Origin of the sequence: Ensifer sp. BR816 (assembly GCF_000378985.1) — a bacterium.
Classification (GTDB): domain Bacteria; phylum Pseudomonadota; class Alphaproteobacteria; order Rhizobiales; family Rhizobiaceae; genus Sinorhizobium.
Map to the genome: position 1 here is coordinate 5,293,543 of NZ_KB905370.1, position 16,284 is coordinate 5,309,826.

The following is a 16,284-nucleotide window of genomic DNA, read 5'->3' on the forward strand; positions in this document are numbered from 1 at the left end:
CAAAGAGCGGCCGGTTCGGATTTGTCCGAATACGAGACAGAATTAACCAAACGCCGAGCAACGCGCCCCGGCGATTAAGAATTCGTTGATTTTTTTTTATTTTCAAGCAATGCTGATATTAAGGAAGTGTGACTTCCACGATCGATCGGTTACCCCATGATGCTCAGGTCCGCCGCATCTCCTGGGTCGTGGGGTCGGTCGGCTGGATTCCGACATCCGCGGATTCCTCGTGCCGCAGTCGGGGCCAGCCGACCCCCTTTCGAGACGCCGCTTCGAAAGAGGCGGCGTTTTTCGTTTCCGGTCTATGGCGCCGCGTGTCGCGGTAGGGACGAGCGCCGCAGCGACAGCAAGCCCCAAAGAAAAAGCGCCGAACCTTGCGGCCGGCGCTCGTCGGTCGAACCGAAGCGTGATCTTACTTGATCTTCGTTTCCTTGAATTCGACGTGCTTCTTGACGACCGGATCGTACTTCGTCTTGGTCATCTTTTCCGTCATCGTGCGGCTGTTCTTGGTCGTGACGTAGAAATAGCCCGTGTCGGCCGTCGACAGTAGCTTGATCTTGATGGTGGTAGCTTTCGCCATGGTCGTCCTGCCTTTATAGAAAAATGAAAGCCGTGGACAACCGGTTGCGGGCCACGGTCAAGGTTGGCGCGAAACTACAAATCGCGGTCGAAAAGTCAAGGCCGTTTTGGCTTCAAAACAATGCGGGCGAGCGAAAGCACGACATAAAGCCCGAAGAAGCCGGCAATCGCCCAGGCAAAGCCGTCGTTACCGGTAACATCCATGGCGGCGCCGATCACCTGCGGCCCGGCAACGGTGCCGACGGCGTAGGAGAAGACGAAGGCGGCATTGGCCGCCGCAAGGTCCGCGCCCTGCAGCCGGGAGCCGAGATGGCTGAGGCCGACGGTATAGAGGCCGGAGACGCATCCGCCCCAGAACAGCAGAACCAGCGCCATCAGAAACCAGCTTTCGACCAGCATCGGCAGGAACAGGGCGCCGATGAGGCCGATCAATGTCAGTGCCGACAGGATTGTCCGCCGATCCTTCACATGATCGGAGAGCATGCCGAGCGGGATCTGGAAGATGAAGTTGCCGACACCCATGACTGTCAGCAGCAGGGCCGCCTGTGATTCGGTGAAGCCGGCACGCGTTCCGAAAATCGGGAAGAGCGAGAGACCGCCCGATTCGACCGCGCCGAAGATGAAGACGGCGGCCGTTGCCGTCGGCACGAGGAAGACATAGCGCATGAAGTGGCGGTCCGGCTTCTCGTCGAGGACCGGACTTTCGTCGCGTGCCAGATAGATCGGAATGGCTGCAAGCAGGATGACGCCGGCGCCGACTGCGAAGGGCAGGATGCCCTCGCTGCCCAAAATCGAGAAGAGAAGGGGGCCGCTGGCGAAGCCGAGCGACAGGACCGTGCCATAGATGCCGAGCACGAAGCCGCGCCTGTTCGGCGGCGCCGTCGCATTGATCCAGAACTCCGAGAGAATGAACAGCACCGTGATGGCGCCGTGGAAAACGATTCGGAGTGGGAACCAGAGCCAGAAGTTGGTGATGTAGTAGAAGCCGAGCGCGCTCACCGCAGAGAAGACGATCGCGAGCAACATGGTGGGTGCAACGCCATGGCGGTGCGCGAACTTCGTCGTGAACGGGGCCGCCGCCATCGAAGCAAGCCCCGCCATCGCCGAGTTGAGGCCGATCAGCGTCGAAGAAATTCCGCGCTTCTCCATGATGATGCTGAGCAGCGGAAGGCCGAGGCCGATGGCGATGCCCACCGCCGTGATCGAGGCGACCGCAGCGATCAGCGAAGGCCAGTGAATTTCGTCAACCGGCGCGGAAGTGCCGGACTGCGGCTTCGACATTCGGCAGGATCCCTAGAGAAGCGTGCGAAGAAAGCGCCCGCGGCGCGTGAAGTAGAACGGGATTGCCCGGTCATGAGGAAGCGAGGAATCCGCCTCGAGGCCGGCTCTCAGATCCGCCAGGATGATTGCGGTGATCTCCGGCACTTGGAGAGACGAGAAGTCATCGACATCGATCCACTGCAAATCCTGAAGCTCCCGGCTTTCCAGGACCTCGGACGGATCGATCTTGGCTTCATCCGCGAAGACCGCAAAGAAGCGCGTGTCGAACCGCCGCGCTTGTCCCGGCGGCGTGATGGCCCGCGCCATATAGCGCAAGTTTGTGAGATCGGGAAGAAAGGGAAGGGGAGCATCCAGCCGGCCGTGTTCCGCGCCGAGGCGGACACCTGCCTCTTCGAAGAGCTCTCGTGCTGCCGCCAGCGCCAGCGCCCGCGCCCGTGCGTCGGTGATGGGCCGTCCTTCGCTTCCTTTCAGGGCGTGCAGCACCGTCGGATTGAGATCGCCGGAAAATCCCAGCCGATGGTCGGTCGGGTCGCGGCGGCCGCCTGGAAAGACATAGAGGTCCGGCATGAAGGCATGGGCGCTGTGGCGCCGTCCCATCAGGACGCGTACTTCCGTGCCGGAGCGGTCGAGGAGCATGATCGATGCCGCGTCCCGCGGTCTGAGCGCCGACGTGCCGCCCCGCGGCTGGGGGCGGCTGCCGTTGCCTCGATCCGGCCTCATGCCGACGGATCTCGCGGCGGCAGGATGTCTTCCGGCCGATCCTCGTGTCCACCGAAGCCGTGCATCTTCAAGGCCCATTGCAGCCCGATGACCGCGCCCTTGACGGGCTGCATCAGGGCAAGCGCGCTGACGAGCGTCACCGGCGCCCAGAGCGCCAGATGCTGCCAGGTGGAGAGCGGTAGAACGAGATCCGTCATCATGTAGCCGCCGAGCACGGCATGGCCGACGATCGTCACGACGATATAGGGCGGAAAGTCGTCGGCGCGGTGATGGTCCATGCGCTCGCCGCAGGTGGCGCAGGCATCCACCGATTTGACGAAGCCACGGAACAGTCGGCCGTTGCCGCAGGCGGGACATCTGCTCAGAAAGCCGCGCTTAACCGAGCGGCCGACCGGCCGTTCCTCATGCTGCGCGCTACCCAGCCGAAGCCTGTCCGTTGCCATTGCCGTCATCCCAAATCCTTCGTTGAACGGGGCCGAATCCGCTGCTGACAGCTAGCGCCTGCCGCGCGGCGGCCGCGTACCCGGCCGTTTGCCTGCATTGACGCGATCACGCCGGCCGGCCTTGTGGAAGGAGCGCATTGCCGTCGGCATCTTTCGCCCTTCGCTCAGCATCTCGAAGCGAAGCGCACCGGCAAGCGGCACGGCTTCGGCAAGCTTGACACGCACCGGGTCGCCGAGACGATAACCAAGGCCGGATTTTTCGCCGGACAAGGCCTGGTGCGCTTCATCATAGATGAAATAGTCGCGTCCGAGCGTAGATATAGGGATGAAGCCGTCGGCGCCATAGGCGGGGAGGGTGACAAAAAGTCCCGCCTTGGTCACCCCGGAAACGCGCCCGTCGAACTCCTCGCCGACGCGTCCGCTCAAGTGATGGGCGATCAGCCGGTCGACCGTATCGCGCTCGGCGGCCATTGCGCGTCGCTCGAAGGTGGAAATTTCCGCGGCGATATCGTCGAGTACGCCCTCTTCCTGGGGCGTCAGCCCGCCCTCGCCAAGGCCGAGCGCGATCACGAGCGCCCGATGCACGACGAGGTCGGCATAGCGCCGGATCGGCGAGGTAAAATGGGCGTAGCGCATCAGGTTGAGGCCGAAATGGCCGATATTCTCCGGACTGTAGATCGCCTGGCTTTGCGATCTGAGCACCATCTCGTTGACCATGGTCTCAAAGGGCTTGCCGTCGGCGCGAGCGAGAACGCCATTGAAGTGGTTGGCGCGCATGCTGCCGCCCTTGGCAAGCGAGATGTCCAGCGTCGCCAGGAACTCGCGCAGGGTTTCCTGCTTGGCAAGCGATGGCTGGTCGTGAACGCGGAAGATCAGTGCCTGCCGTTTCTGCTCCAGGGTCTCGGCCGCGGCCACGTTGGCCTGGATCATCATTTCCTCGATCAGCTTGTGGGCGTCGAGGCGTTGCGGCACGAAGACCCGGTCGACGGTTCCGTCCGGCTTCAGGATGATCTTGCGTTCGGGCACGTCGAGCTCAAGTGGCTGGCGCCGTTCCCGCCCGCGACTGAGGATGCGGTAGCCTTCCCACAGCGGCTTCAGGATCGTGTCCAGGATCGGCGCGGTCTTCTCGTCCGGCGTCCCGTCGATGGCGGCCTGGGCTTGGCTGTAGGAAAGCTTTGCGGCGCTACGCATCATGATGCGGTGGAACGTATGGCCTGCCTTCCGGCCCTCTTTCGAGAAGCGCATCCGTACCGCCAGCGCCGGTCGATCGACGCCTTCCTTCAGCGAGCAGAGATCGTTGGAGATGCGTTCGGGAAGCATCGGCACGACACGATCGGGAAAATAGACCGAATTGCCGCGTTTCAGCGCTTCGAGGTCGAGAGCCGATTTCGGCCGGACGTACCAGGAGACGTCGGCGATCGCCACCGTGACGATGACGCCGTCGGGATTGTCGGGGGAGGAATCCGGCTCGGCATGGACGGCGTCGTCGTGGTCCTTGGCGTCGGCCGGGTCGATGGTGACGAGCGGCAGCGAGCGCCAGTCCTCGCGATGCGCCATGGTCGCGGCCTCTGCCGCATCGGCCTCCTGCAGCACGCGTTCCGGGAAGATATGCGGAATGCCATGCGCATGGATGGCGATCATCGAGATCGCCTTCTCGGAGGCGACGGAACCGATGACGTTCTGCACCTGGGCACGGGGCAGACCGTAGCGGCCGAGGCGGGCGAGATGCACTTCGACCAGGTCGCCGTCCTTGGCCTCGCCGGTGAATTCCGGATCGACGAGGACTTCCTCGCCCCGCTTGTCGATCGGCATCAGCCTCCCGCCGCCGCCCGGTGTCGCGCGGAAAACGCCGAGCACGGCATCCTTGCGCTTGTCGAGGACCTTGATGATGCGTGCGCTATAGGCCGGACCGCCCCGCTCCTTTGCAGGGAAGATCTTGGCAAGCACACGGTCGCCGAGGCCGGCAACGGGCACCTTGCCCTTCGCCTTGCCGACGGCCGATTGCCGGATGAGGACGGCCGGCGCAACGCCGTCGTCGTCGAGCCATTCGGCAGGCCGTCCGATCAATTCACCGTCGACGTCGCGAATGGTGATGTCGAGAACGGTGACCGGCGGCAGAGCGCCGGGGCGAATGAGCGACTTGCGCTTCTTCTCGACCAGCCCGTCCTCTTCCAGCGAGCGGAGCAACGCCTTGAGTTCGACACGCGCCTCGCCCTTCAGCCCGAATGCCTTGGCGATCTCCCGCTTCGATGCTTGTTGCGGGTTCTCGGCGATGAAGCGCATGAGCACGTCGCGTGGTGGAACGGCGCCATGGACGATCGTTTCCTTGGCGGCGGGTGCCGCCTTGGCCGCGCGGAACTGCTTCTTGCCGGCCCCTTTCGAGGGCCGCTCGGTCGGATCGCGCGGAATTCTGGTCAATGTCAGTCCTTCTTGGCCTTCGCAGCCGTCTTGCTCTTCGTCTTGGCGGCAGCCTTGGGCTTCGCCGTTTTCGCCGCCGTGCTCTTGGCTGCCGCTGCGGAACGGCCCCTCGTCGCTTTGCCCTTCGCGCCGCCGCCCTTCGATTCACGTTCGGCGATCAATGCGAGCGCTTCTTCCACGGTCACGGACTGCGGATCCTTGCCCTTCGGCAGGGTGGCGTTCACCTTGCCCCAGTTGACATAGGGGCCGAAGCGGCCGTCGCGCACGGTGATCGCTCCGCCGCCGGGATGCTCGCCGAGGTCCTTGAGAGCAGCCGCGGCCGTGCGACCGCGCCCGCCGCCTGCACCTTTGGACTGCTTGTCGGCGAGTGCTGCAACGGCGCGGTTGAGGCCGATCGAGAAGACGTCCTCGACCGATTCAAGGTTGGCATAGGTCCCGTCATGCAGCACGAACGGCCCGTAGCGGCCGATCCCGGTCGAGATCATCTTGCCCGTTTCGGGGTGCTTGCCGATATCGCGCGGCAGCGAGAGAAGGGCGAGCGCCTTTTCGTGGTCGATCGTCGCCGGCGTCCAGCCCTTGGGCAGGCTGGCGCGCTTGGCATCCTTGCCATCGCCCCGCTGGACATAAGGCCCGAAGCGGCCGCTGCGCAATGTGATTTCCTCGCCGGTGTGCGGATCCTTGCCGAGGCTCTGCGGTTCGCTCGACACGGCCGCTTCCGTTTCGCCATTGCTGTCGGACGACAGTTGGCGCGTGTAGTTGCACTCCGGATAATTGGAGCAGCCGACGAAAGCACCGTATTTGCCGAGCTTCAACGACAGCTTGCCGGTGCCGCAGACCTGGCAGGTCCGCGGGTCGCCGCCGTCTTCGCGATTCGGGAAAACGAGCGGTGCCAGTTCCTCGTTGAGCGCATCGAGCACATTGGTGACACGCAGTTCCTTGGTGTCCTCGATCTGTGAGAAGAAATCCTTCCAGAACTCGCGCAGGACGTCCTTCCAGTTGAGTTCGCCGGCGGAAATCTGATCGAGCTTTTCCTCGAGCGATGCCGTGAAATCATATTCGACATAGCGGGTGAAGAAGCTCTCGAGGAAGGCCGTCACCAGCCGGCCCTTGGCTTGCGGCACCAGCTTGCGCTTGTCGATCGTCACATAGTCGCGGTCGACGAGCGTGCTGATCGTCGCGGCATAGGTCGAAGGGCGCCCGATGCCGAGCTCCTCCATCTTCTTGATCAGCGTCGCTTCCGAATAGCGCGGCGGCGGCTCGGTGAAGTGCTGGGTGGCGTTGATCTTCTGCTTGGCGAGATTTTCGCGCGCATTGATTTCCGGCAGGCGGCCGTCCTCATCGCCGTCGTCCGACTGCTCGCCGTCTTCCTTCATGTCGGTATAGGCGGCGATGAAGCCGTCGAAACGGATGACGGAGCCGGTGGCCCTGAGGCCGGCCTTCTTGCCGCCATTGTCGGCCGCGATCTCCGCGGTCGTCCGCTCGATTTCGGCCGATGCCATCTGGCTGGCGATGCCGCGCTTCCAGATAAGGTCATAGAGCTTCAGCATGTCGCCGTCGAGGAAGCGGCGCACCTGATCGGGGGTGCGGTTGAAGTCGGTCGGCCGGATGGCTTCGTGCGCTTCTTGCGCATTCTTCGCCTTGGTCGAATAGAAGCGGGGCTTTTCCGGGAGGTAGCGAGGGCCGAACTGGCTGCCGATCGCCCGGCGCGCGGCGTCGATCGCTTCCGGTGCCATCTGCACGCCGTCGGTACGCATATAGGTGATGAGGCCGACCGTCTCGCCGCCGACATCGACGCCCTCGTAGAGCTTCTGCGCCACCTGCATGGTGCGCGACGCCGAGAAACCGAGCTTGGAGGAAGCGGCCTGCTGCAATGTCGAGGTCGTGAAGGGCGGACCGGGATTGCGCTTGACCGGCTTGGCCTCGACGCTCTCGACAACATAGCTCGCGCCGTCGAGCAGGGCCTTCAGCCGATTGGCGTCCTCGCCGTTGCCGATCGACTTCGACTGCAGCCGCTTGCCGTCGGCCGAAACAAGGCGCGCTTCGAACTCGTCGCCGCGCGGTGTCTTCAGGAGTGCCGAGATGTTCCAGTATTCTTCGGTGACGAAGCGCTCGATCTCCGCCTCGCGGTCGCAGACCAGACGCAGCGATACCGACTGCACGCGTCCGGCCGAGCGCGCGCCCGGCAGCTTGCGCCAGAGGACCGGCGAAAGGTTGAAGCCGACGAGATAGTCGAGCGCGCGGCGGGCGAGATAGGCGTCGACCAGCGAGATATCGATGTCGCGCGGCTCCGCCATTGCATCGAGCACGGCCTTTTTGGTGATCGCATTGAAGACGACGCGCTTGACCGGCTTGTCGCCGATCACCTTCTTCTTCTTGAGAAGATCGAGCACGTGCCAGGAGATCGCCTCACCCTCGCGATCCGGGTCGGTTGCGAGGATCAGCCCGTCCGACGACTTCACGGCGTCGGCAATGTCCTTCATCCGCTTGGCGGAGGCGCCATCGACTTCCCACGACATTTCGAAGTCTTCGTCCGGGCGGACCGATCCATCCTTGGCCGGCAGATCCCGCACATGGCCGAACGAAGCAAGTACCTTGTAGCCGGGGCCGAGATACTTGTTGATCGTCTTGGCCTTGGAAGGCGACTCCACCACTACAACATTCATCGTCATTCTCTGAGACAATCTCTTCTGGCAAGGCGCAGGTGTTGCGCGGCCTTTTATGGTGGCCACGAAATGGACAGGGATTCGGGCGCGGTCAAGGGGTTTGTCGAAAATAGCGAACCGCAACCAAACCGCAACATTCGATTTTCCGCAACTCTCGGTAGCTCGTTTTGCGACTTCAGCGTGTGTGGCTGCGTTTGCCGCCTATTGCGGTGGAGCAAGCGATACGAGATTGGCGCCGTGGCGGCTGAGTTGACCAGCAAGATCGAGCTCGAGAAGGACGAGATAGACCTCGGAGGCGGCAAGGCCGGTGTGGCGAATGATATCGTCGATCTCCACCGGCGTCGGTCCGAGCGCTTCGACGATCCGGGCGCGGTCGCTTTCGCCTGGTGCCGCAATTGCCGGCGGCCCCGCGGGTGCGTGCTCGACAGCCGGTTCCCGGGCGTTCAGGCGCGAGAAAAGATCGTCGCGGCTGAGCGGCGCCAATCCCTCGAGAACATCGGCCGTGGAGGTGGTGACGGTCGCCCCCTGTTTCAGGAGATCATTCGTGCCGTGACAGCGGGGATCGAGCGGTGAGCCCGGTACGGCAAAGACGAGCCGGCCGAAATCGGCCGCGTAGCGGGCTGTGATGAGCGACCCCGAACGGCTGGCGGCCTCGATGATGGCGACGCCGAGACTGATGCCGGCGACCAGGCGGTTTCTTCTTGGAAAATCGCGGGCGCGCGGCTCCCAGCCGAACGGCATTTCGCTGATCGCCAAGCCCGCTTCCGCGGTGATCTGCTGCAGGAGGCCGACATTTTCGGGCGGATAGGGCTGATCGAGACCGCCGGCGAGTGCGGCAATCGTACCGGTCTCGAGGCTGGCGCGATGGGCGGCGGTGTCGATGCCGCGGGCGAGGCCGGAGGTAATGACGTAGCCGGCGGCACCGGCGTCGCGTGCAATCATCGCTGCGAATTTCGCACCGCTCACTGAGGCGTTGCGCGAGCCGACAATGCCGAGCGAGGGGCGGCTGGCCGCCCGGAGGTTGCCTTTCATCGCAAGAAGCGGCGGGGCGCCGTCGATTTCCTTAAGCGCCGGCGGGTAATCGGGTTCGCCGATCCCGACAAACACGGCGCCGAACCGATGCGCTGCTTCGAGCTCGCGCTCCGCATCCGCCAGCGATGCGATGCGAAACTGTCGATCAGAGCCGCCGCGGCGCGACATCTCCGGCAGCGCCTCGAGCGCCGCTTCCGCGGAGCCGAAGTGGTTGACGAGATCCCGGAAGGTCGCAGGACCGACATTGTCACTGCGGATCAGCCGCAGCCAGGCGATCCTCTGCCGTTCCGTCAGCGCGGTTCCGTTACGTCGAGCGCTGCCGTTCGGCATTATCCCTTTTCTCCGATCCGGCTTTCCGTACCGCTCAGGAGCCGCTGGATATTGGCGCGATGCTTGATCCAGGTGATCACCGTCATCAAGGCAAAGACGAGGGCGACCTTCCCGTAGCCGGTTGCGTAGAGTGCAATCGGCATGACCGCGGTGGCAACCAGTGCCGACAGTGAGGAATATCGGGTGATCTTGGCCGAGGCGAGCCAGATCGCGGCAAAAGCGGGCACCATCAGGGGCGCAAGGCCGAGCAGGATCCCGATATAGGTGGCGACGCCCTTGCCGCCCTTGAAGGACAGCCACACCGGAAAGAGATGGCCGAGAAAGGCGGCGAGGCCAGCGGCGATGCCGGCTTCGACGCCCCAGGCAGATGCGATCGCGGCTGCTGCCGTTCCCTTGAGCGCGTCGAGCAGAAGCGTGGCAGCCGCAAGCTTCTTGTTGCCGGTTCTCAGCACATTCGTCGCGCCGATATTGCCGGAGCCGATCTTGCGCACATCGCCGAGCCCCGCCATGCGGGTGAGGATCAGGCCGAACGGGATGGAGCCCAGCAGGTAGCCGAAGGCGAGGCACAAGAATGTTGCGGGCAGCCCCAGCTGCCAGGAAAACAGATCCACCGGTTCCTCCCCCCGCCTAAATGCGTCGGCTCATGATGAATGGACGAGCTTGCCGGCAACATAGGTTTGCACGACCCGGCCGGTAAAGCGCGCATTTTCGAATGGCGTGTTCTTGGAGCGGGAAACCAGCTCTTTTTCGTAGAGGACCCAGGGTTCGTCCAGATCGAGGACGGTAATGTCGGCCTTGGCGCCGGGCTTCAGCGTGCCCGCCTCCAGGCCGAAGATCGCCGCGGGACGCGTCGAGAGCGCATCGATCAGCCGCATCAGCGGGACCTGACCGCTGTGGTGGAGCCGAAGTGCGGCTGCCGCGAGGGTTTCCAGGCCAACCGCGCCGTCCGCCGCATCGGCGAAAGGCAGGCGCTTGGTATCGACACCCTGCGGATCGTGCGAGGAGACGATGATGTCGATCTTGCCGGAGGCAAGCGCCTCGACCATCGCGACCCGGTCATCTTCGCCGCGCAGCGGCGGCGCCAGCTTGAAGAAGGTCCGGTATTCGCCGATGTCGTTCTCGTTCAGCGTCAGGTGGTTGATCGAGATGCCGCAGCTGACGTTCGCGCCGCGCTCGCGCGCCGTCTGCACGGCATCGGCCGATTCGGGAACGGAGATTTCGGCGGCGTGATAGGCGGCCTTCGTCAGTTCGGCGATGCGAAGGTCGCGCTCGAGTGGAATGATCTCCGCCTCGCGCGGAATGCCGGGAAGGCCGAGCCAGCTTGCCAGCAGGCCTTCGTTCATGACGCCGTTGGCGCCGAGATATTTGTCGCGGGTCTCGAGCGCAACGACGGCGCCGAACTCGCGCGCATAGGTCATCGCGCGGCGGAGCACGAGCGTGTCGTGCACCGGTTGCCGGCCATTGGTGAAGCAGACGGCGCCCGCATCGCGAAGCAGCCCGAGCTCGCTCATTTCCACCCCGAGCAGCCCCTTGGTCACGGCGGCCGCCGGGTAGACATTGACGAGCGCCTTGTCACGGGCGGTCTTCTGGACGAATTCGACGAGTGCGATCTCGTCGATCACCGGATTGGTGTCGGGCATGGAGATGAAGGAGGTGACGCCGCCGGTCGCCGCCGCACGCGAGGCCGACTCGATCGTCTCACGATATTCGCTGCCCGGTTCGCCAACGAAGACGCGGGCATCGACGAGGCCCGGCACGGCGACAAGGCCGGCGCAGTCCTTGACGAAGGCGCCCGCAGGCGTGCCCTGGTTCAGGGCGTCCTTTCCGGCCGCGAGGATCCGTCCGTCGCCACCGACGATGATCGTGCCCATCTCGTCGAGGTCTCGCGACGGATCGACGATGCGCAGGTTCACGAGAACAAGAGGTCTGGTCATACGCGCGGCCCCTGGTTCTGAGAGAGAAGGAGCGTTTCCATGACGGCCATTCGCACTGCGACACCCATCTCGACCTGTTGTTCGATGACGCTTTGCGGTCCGTCGGCGATCTCCGACGCTATCTCGACACCGCGGTTCATCGGTCCCGGATGCATGACGAGCGCATCGTCCTTGGCCGCCTTCAGCTTTTCTGCGTCGAGTCCGTAGTAGTGGAAATACTCGCGCACCGACGGGACGAAGGAACCGGCCATGCGCTCACGCTGGAGCCTCAGCATCATCACCACATCCGCATCCTTCAGGCCCTCGGCCATGGAGCGATAGACCTCGACCCCCATCTGTTCGATGCCGGAGGGAAGCAGGGTCGCCGGCGCCACGACGCGGACGCGGGCCCCCATCTGGTTGAGCAGCAGAATATTGGAGCGGGCAACGCGCGAATGCAGGACGTCGCCGCAGATCGCCACGATGATCCGCGACAGCTTCCCCTTGGCGCGGCGGATCGTCAGCGCGTCGAGAAGTGCCTGCGTCGGATGTTCGTGCTGGCCGTCACCGGCGTTGACGACGGAGCAGGATACCTTCTGCGCGAGCAGTGCTGCGGCGCCGGCGGACGAGTGGCGAACGATCAGCACGTCCGGGTGCATCGCGTTCAGCGTCATCGCCGTGTCGATCAGCGTCTCGCCCTTCTTCACCGAGGAGTTGCCGACCGACATGTTCATGACGTCGGCGCCGAGCCGCTTGCCGGCCAGTTCGAAGGACGATTGCGTGCGGGTCGATGCTTCGAAGAAGAGATTGATCTGCGTCAGCCCGCGCAGCGAAGAGGTCTTCTTCTCCCTCTGACGGGAGATCTTCACGGCGTCGTCGGCGCGATCGAGCAGGAGCGTGATGTCCTGTTCTGTCAGCCCCTTGATGCCAAGCAGGTGGCGATGCGGGAAAGTGATCATGAGCCGCCCTTGCATGCTGGAATTTGGCTCGCTCTATAGAACGTGACCTGTAGTACGGCAAGCCGCGCGCCCACCCTTCGGAAGAAAACTTGCGGAGCAGATGGTTCTTGCGGCCGGCCTGTTTCGTACCCGCGAAACTTGCGCTAGAACCGGGCTCATGAATCAGATGAACCGGACCGAACAGAAACTCGCCGAACTGAACCAGCCGAAGCCCTGGTCCGGTGTCAATGCCTATCGCTCCGACCCCCTGGTCGTCGACATCACTTCCGCCATGCCGAAGTCGCTGCGCGACGAGTTCGACGCGCTCGGCCGTTATGTGACCTCGCCGGAGGCGCAGGAACTGGCGCGCATGGCCAATGAGGGCGTGCCGAAGCTCAAGACCCACGGGCCGCGGGGCGAACGCCTCGACGTCGTCGAGTTCCACCCCGCCTGGCATGCGCTGATGCGCCGGTCGATGTCGACGGGGCTGCATTCGTCCGCCTGGGAGAATCTTCCGGACGATCGCGGGCGTTCGCACAAGGCGAGGGCGATCCGCTTCTATCTGACGGCGCAGCTCGAATGCGGCCACCTCTGCCCGCTGACGATGACCAGCGCCTCGGTTGCCGCGATCACCGCATCGCCTGCCGTCCAGAAGGAATGGGCACCGAAGATTCTGTCGCGCAAATATGACTCGACCAACAGGCCGTGGATGCAGAAGTCCGCAGTGACGATCGGCATGGGCATGACGGAGAAGCAAGGCGGCACGGATGTGCGCGCCAACACCTCGACCGCCGAACGGGTCGGCGAGGGCATCTATCGCCTGACCGGGCACAAGTGGTTCATGTCGGCGCCGATGAGCGACGCCTTCGTCATGCTGGCGCAGACCCGCGAGGGGCTCGGCTGCTTCCTGGTGCCTCGGCTGCTCGAGGACGGTGGCGCCAACGGCTTGCGATTCCAGCGTCTCAAGGACAAGCTCGGCAATCGTTCCAATGCTTCATCGGAGGTCGAATTCTCGGATACTTTCGGCTTCCTGCTTGGAGCGCCGGACGCCGGTATTCGCACGATCCTCGACATGGTGACGCTGACCCGGCTCGATTGCGCACTGGCTTCGGCCGGCATGATGCGCGCCTCGCTCGCCGAAGCGGTGCACCATACCCGCGGTCGCAAGGTCTTCGACAAGGCGCTCGTCAGCCAGCCGATGATGACCCGTGTTCTGGCTGACATGGCACTCGACGTCGCCGCGGCAAGCGCGCTGTCGTTCCGCCTTGCCGAGGCCTTCGACAACGCGCATGGCAGCGCCGAGGACGCGGCCTACGCCCGTATCATGACACCGGTCGCGAAATACTGGTGCTGCAAGATCGCCCCCGCCTTGATCTACGAAGCGATGGAATGCCTCGGCGGCAATGGCTATGTGGAAGAGCGGGCACTTGCCCGCCACTATCGCGAAGCGCCGGTGAATGCGATCTGGGAGGGCTCCGGCAATGTCATGGCGCTCGACGTGCTCCGGGTGCTCGGGCGCCGCAAGGAGCTCTTTGAGCAGCTCTTCGGCGTCCTAAGCCGCGATCTCGGACCCTCCGGCCCCAAGACCATCGAAGTGCTGCGCGCCGCCATGTCGCTCTGCGAGCGCGACGAAGGCGCGGCGCGCATGCTGGTCGAACAGCTTGCGCTGGCAGCGGCGGCCGCCGAGCTCTATCGACTGGGTGCGGGACGCATTGCCGATGCCTTCCTGGAGTCGCGGTTGGCCGCCGGCTGGCGCTCCACCTACGGCATGCTCGATTCGCGCTTTGATTCGGCCTACGTGCTCGACCTGCTCTATCCGGCCGCAACATAGCGCGTGACGAAGAGGACAAGCGGTATCGTGAAGAACGACACGGCCGTCTGAACCGTGGCCACGGCGGCGTAGAGCTCCGCATCGCCCCCCATCTGCTTGGCCAGGATGTAGCCGTTCATCGCCGTCGGCACGGCGGCGCCGAGCGCGATGACGAGCAGGGCATCGCCAGTGATGCCGAGGAGCGCACTGGCACCCACCATGAAGATCGGCATGACGATCAGCTTGAGCGCGACCGTGAGAACGGCAGGGGCGCTCGGCTTCAAGGCGTCGGCGATCTTGAGTCCGGCGCCCACCAGGATCAGACCCAGGCTGAGCGACGCGCTCGCCAGCATGTCGATTGTGCGCATCACCGGCGAATACACCTCGATCCCCGCAAGATTGCATAGGATGCCGAGTGCCGACGCGATGATGAGCGGATTGGTGACGATCCGGAGGAAGAACAGGCCGATACCGCGGCTGCCGCCGCCAAACCAGACCAGTACGGCCACATTGTAGAGGTTGATGGGGATGATGATCAGCGCCATCACCAGCGCGGTCAGGCTTAGGCCAAGTGCGCCATGGAGCTTTTCAGCGATGGCAAGCGCTATGAAGGCATTCCAGCGCGTCGCAGTCTGGAAGATCGATGTAAAGGTGGCACCGGAAATGCCGTTGTTGCGCAGGAACGGCCATGCGAGCAGGAGAGCGATCGACATCAGAGTGACGCTGCCGATTGCCGCGACGGCCGTCGCGTCGGCTTTCATTCCGGTGAAATCCGCCTTAGCCAAGGTCGAAAAGAGCAGCGCCGGAAAGAGAAAGTAATAGCCGAACTGCTCGAGCCCCACCCAGAGCCCCTGATCGATGAGCCGCGAACGGCGAAGCCAGACGCCGAGCAACACAAGCAGGAAGACGGGAAGGATGCTTTCGAAAATGGCTGTCATGGCGGCTCATGCAAGACGGAGGTTTAGGGCAGGGGCGGGGCGAGGGAGTTCGCCCGCAACTATTAGAACCGGCGGACGTCGGGTCGCAAGCCGGCTTCGCTTGTGAATATTAACCTTAACAGATGGTTTACGTTGCGAAGGCGCGGTTAGGAAAGAGATACTGGTGTCGGGTCAATGACATTTGGAATGGAGCGGTTCGGTGAGGACTGGCTTGTTGATCATCATGATGATGTTTTTCGCTGCACTGGCGCTCGACATAGCGACGCTCGCCGTCGGACTGATGGCCTTTGTTCTCGCCGACCGCGCCATCTACCCGCTGCTCAGTGGCCTTGCCGAGGGGAGAGGCGCATGAAGTGGCTGATGATCTTCTGGGGCGGTCCGGTGATGCTGCTGACCGGCTGGTACTCGCTCTCCTATTATGACATGAGCTTCGGCATCTTCATGCTGACGCGCGAGGCGCATGAGCTTGTCTTCCGCGTTTACGGCCATGTTCTCGGAATTCCACCGGAAAGCATACCACCGCTCGTTGCGCGGGCGATGGTTGTCGACACCATCGTCCTCTTCGGCCTCGTCGCGCTCCGGAAACGCCGGCAAATTGCGTCCTGGTACCGCGCGCACTTCGGCCGCGCGAAGTCTCAGTCGGCGGAGGCGCCGTCCCTGGCAAGAGACGCCAGCCTGTCGAGCGCTCCCTGAAGGATGAAGGAGGCGGCAGCCGAGTCGATACGCTCGGCGCGCTTCCTGCGCGAGACGTCCATTTCGATCAGCACCCGTTCGGCCGCCACCGTCGAAAGCCGTTCGTCCCAAAGCACGAAGGGGATATCCGTCTTCTCGCCCATGTTGCGCACGAAGGCGCGCGTCGCCTGGCAGCGCGGCCCTTCCGTTCCGTCCATGTTCACCGGCAAGCCGATGACGAAGGCGCCGACTCGTTCCTTCGTGACAGCATCGAGCAGCGCTTGCGCATCGACGCCGAACTTGACGCGCCGAATCACATCGCGCGGCGTTGCGAAGCGCCGTCCGAGGTCGGATACCGAGAGGCCGATGGTCTTGGTGCCGAGATCGAGACCGGCGATCGCCTGATGTGTCGGTAGCCGACCGGCGAGTTCTTCGATGGTGAGAATTGTCATGGGTTTGGCCGATTCGATCTTTCCGCTTCGCTGGTCTGATCCATATGCTTGTCCGGCAGATAAATCGATCACCTTTATGGCTTGCTTCGAAGCCG

At 63.7% G+C, this 16,284-nt stretch carries 15 protein-coding genes; 3 read left to right on the plus strand and 12 right to left on the minus strand.

Features of this window, described 5'->3' with window-relative positions:
• Window positions 1-412 precede the first annotated feature (412 nt).
• The 10 genes from rpmG to RHIBR816_RS0125460 form a co-directional block, all read right to left on the minus strand.
• Complete coding sequence (gene rpmG, locus RHIBR816_RS0125415) at window positions 413-580, minus strand: 50S ribosomal protein L33 (RefSeq protein ID WP_012707650.1); 168 nt, start codon at window positions 578-580, stop codon at window positions 413-415.
• A gap of 95 nt (window positions 581-675) precedes the next feature.
• Window positions 676-1,860, minus strand: coding sequence for an MFS transporter (locus RHIBR816_RS0125420; RefSeq protein WP_018239419.1), 1,185 nt, complete (start codon window positions 1,858-1,860; stop codon window positions 676-678).
• A gap of 12 nt (window positions 1,861-1,872) precedes the next feature.
• Complete coding sequence (locus RHIBR816_RS0125425) at window positions 1,873-2,580, minus strand: NUDIX hydrolase (RefSeq protein ID WP_018239420.1); 708 nt, start codon at window positions 2,578-2,580, stop codon at window positions 1,873-1,875.
• Window positions 2,577-3,032, minus strand: coding sequence for a DUF983 domain-containing protein (locus tag RHIBR816_RS0125430; RefSeq protein ID WP_018239421.1), 456 nt, complete (start codon window positions 3,030-3,032; stop codon window positions 2,577-2,579). The genes RHIBR816_RS0125425 and RHIBR816_RS0125430 overlap by 4 nt, the downstream gene beginning before the upstream one ends.
• Before the next feature lie 42 nt (window positions 3,033-3,074).
• Window positions 3,075-5,441, minus strand: coding sequence for a ribonuclease R (gene rnr / locus RHIBR816_RS0125435; RefSeq protein WP_018239422.1), 2,367 nt, complete (start codon window positions 5,439-5,441; stop codon window positions 3,075-3,077).
• A gap of 2 nt (window positions 5,442-5,443) precedes the next feature.
• Window positions 5,444-8,104 (minus strand): type I DNA topoisomerase, encoded by a 2,661-nt coding sequence (topA, locus tag RHIBR816_RS0125440; protein WP_026187416.1) that lies wholly within the window; start codon window positions 8,102-8,104, stop codon window positions 5,444-5,446.
• 201 nt (window positions 8,105-8,305) lie between these two features.
• Window positions 8,306-9,466: a DNA-processing protein DprA gene (gene dprA, locus RHIBR816_RS0125445; RefSeq protein ID WP_018239424.1), complete on the minus strand. Its 1,161-nt coding sequence runs from the start codon at window positions 9,464-9,466 to the stop codon at window positions 8,306-8,308.
• A complete protein-coding gene (gene plsY, locus RHIBR816_RS0125450; RefSeq protein ID WP_018239425.1) occupies window positions 9,466-10,077 on the minus strand; it encodes a glycerol-3-phosphate 1-O-acyltransferase PlsY in 612 nt (203 codons plus the stop codon). The genes dprA and plsY overlap by 1 nt, the downstream gene beginning before the upstream one ends.
• Window positions 10,078-10,107: 30 nt before the next feature.
• Window positions 10,108-11,400: a dihydroorotase gene (locus RHIBR816_RS0125455; RefSeq protein WP_018239426.1), complete on the minus strand. Its 1,293-nt coding sequence runs from the start codon at window positions 11,398-11,400 to the stop codon at window positions 10,108-10,110.
• Window positions 11,397-12,338: an aspartate carbamoyltransferase catalytic subunit gene (locus RHIBR816_RS0125460; RefSeq protein WP_018239427.1), complete on the minus strand. Its 942-nt coding sequence runs from the start codon at window positions 12,336-12,338 to the stop codon at window positions 11,397-11,399. The genes RHIBR816_RS0125455 and RHIBR816_RS0125460 overlap by 4 nt, the downstream gene beginning before the upstream one ends.
• 157 nt (window positions 12,339-12,495) lie before the next feature.
• On the opposite strand from RHIBR816_RS0125460, the gene RHIBR816_RS0125465 reads away from it, so the two are divergent.
• Window positions 12,496-14,148, plus strand: coding sequence for an acyl-CoA dehydrogenase family protein (locus RHIBR816_RS0125465; RefSeq protein WP_018239428.1), 1,653 nt, complete (start codon window positions 12,496-12,498; stop codon window positions 14,146-14,148).
• On the opposite strand, the gene RHIBR816_RS0125470 is transcribed toward RHIBR816_RS0125465, so the two are convergent.
• Window positions 14,130-15,065 carry an AEC family transporter gene (locus tag RHIBR816_RS0125470; protein WP_018239429.1) on the minus strand — a complete coding sequence of 312 codons (936 nt, stop codon included), beginning with the start codon at window positions 15,063-15,065 and terminating at the stop codon, window positions 14,130-14,132. The genes RHIBR816_RS0125465 and RHIBR816_RS0125470 overlap by 19 nt on opposite strands.
• 199 nt (window positions 15,066-15,264) lie before the next feature.
• Between RHIBR816_RS0125470 and RHIBR816_RS38075 the strand changes: the two genes are divergently transcribed.
• A complete protein-coding gene (locus tag RHIBR816_RS38075) occupies window positions 15,265-15,417 on the plus strand; it encodes a hypothetical protein (RefSeq protein WP_198294189.1) in 153 nt (50 codons plus the stop codon).
• Window positions 15,414-15,758: a DUF6105 family protein gene (locus RHIBR816_RS0125480; protein WP_018239431.1), complete on the plus strand. Its 345-nt coding sequence runs from the start codon at window positions 15,414-15,416 to the stop codon at window positions 15,756-15,758. Before RHIBR816_RS38075 ends, RHIBR816_RS0125480 begins: the two co-directional genes overlap by 4 nt.
• On the opposite strand, the gene ruvX is transcribed toward RHIBR816_RS0125480, so the two are convergent.
• Window positions 15,701-16,189, minus strand: coding sequence for a Holliday junction resolvase RuvX (gene ruvX / locus RHIBR816_RS0125485; protein ID WP_026187418.1), 489 nt, complete (start codon window positions 16,187-16,189; stop codon window positions 15,701-15,703). The genes RHIBR816_RS0125480 and ruvX overlap by 58 nt on opposite strands.
• Between the last annotated feature and the right edge of the window lie 95 nt (window positions 16,190-16,284).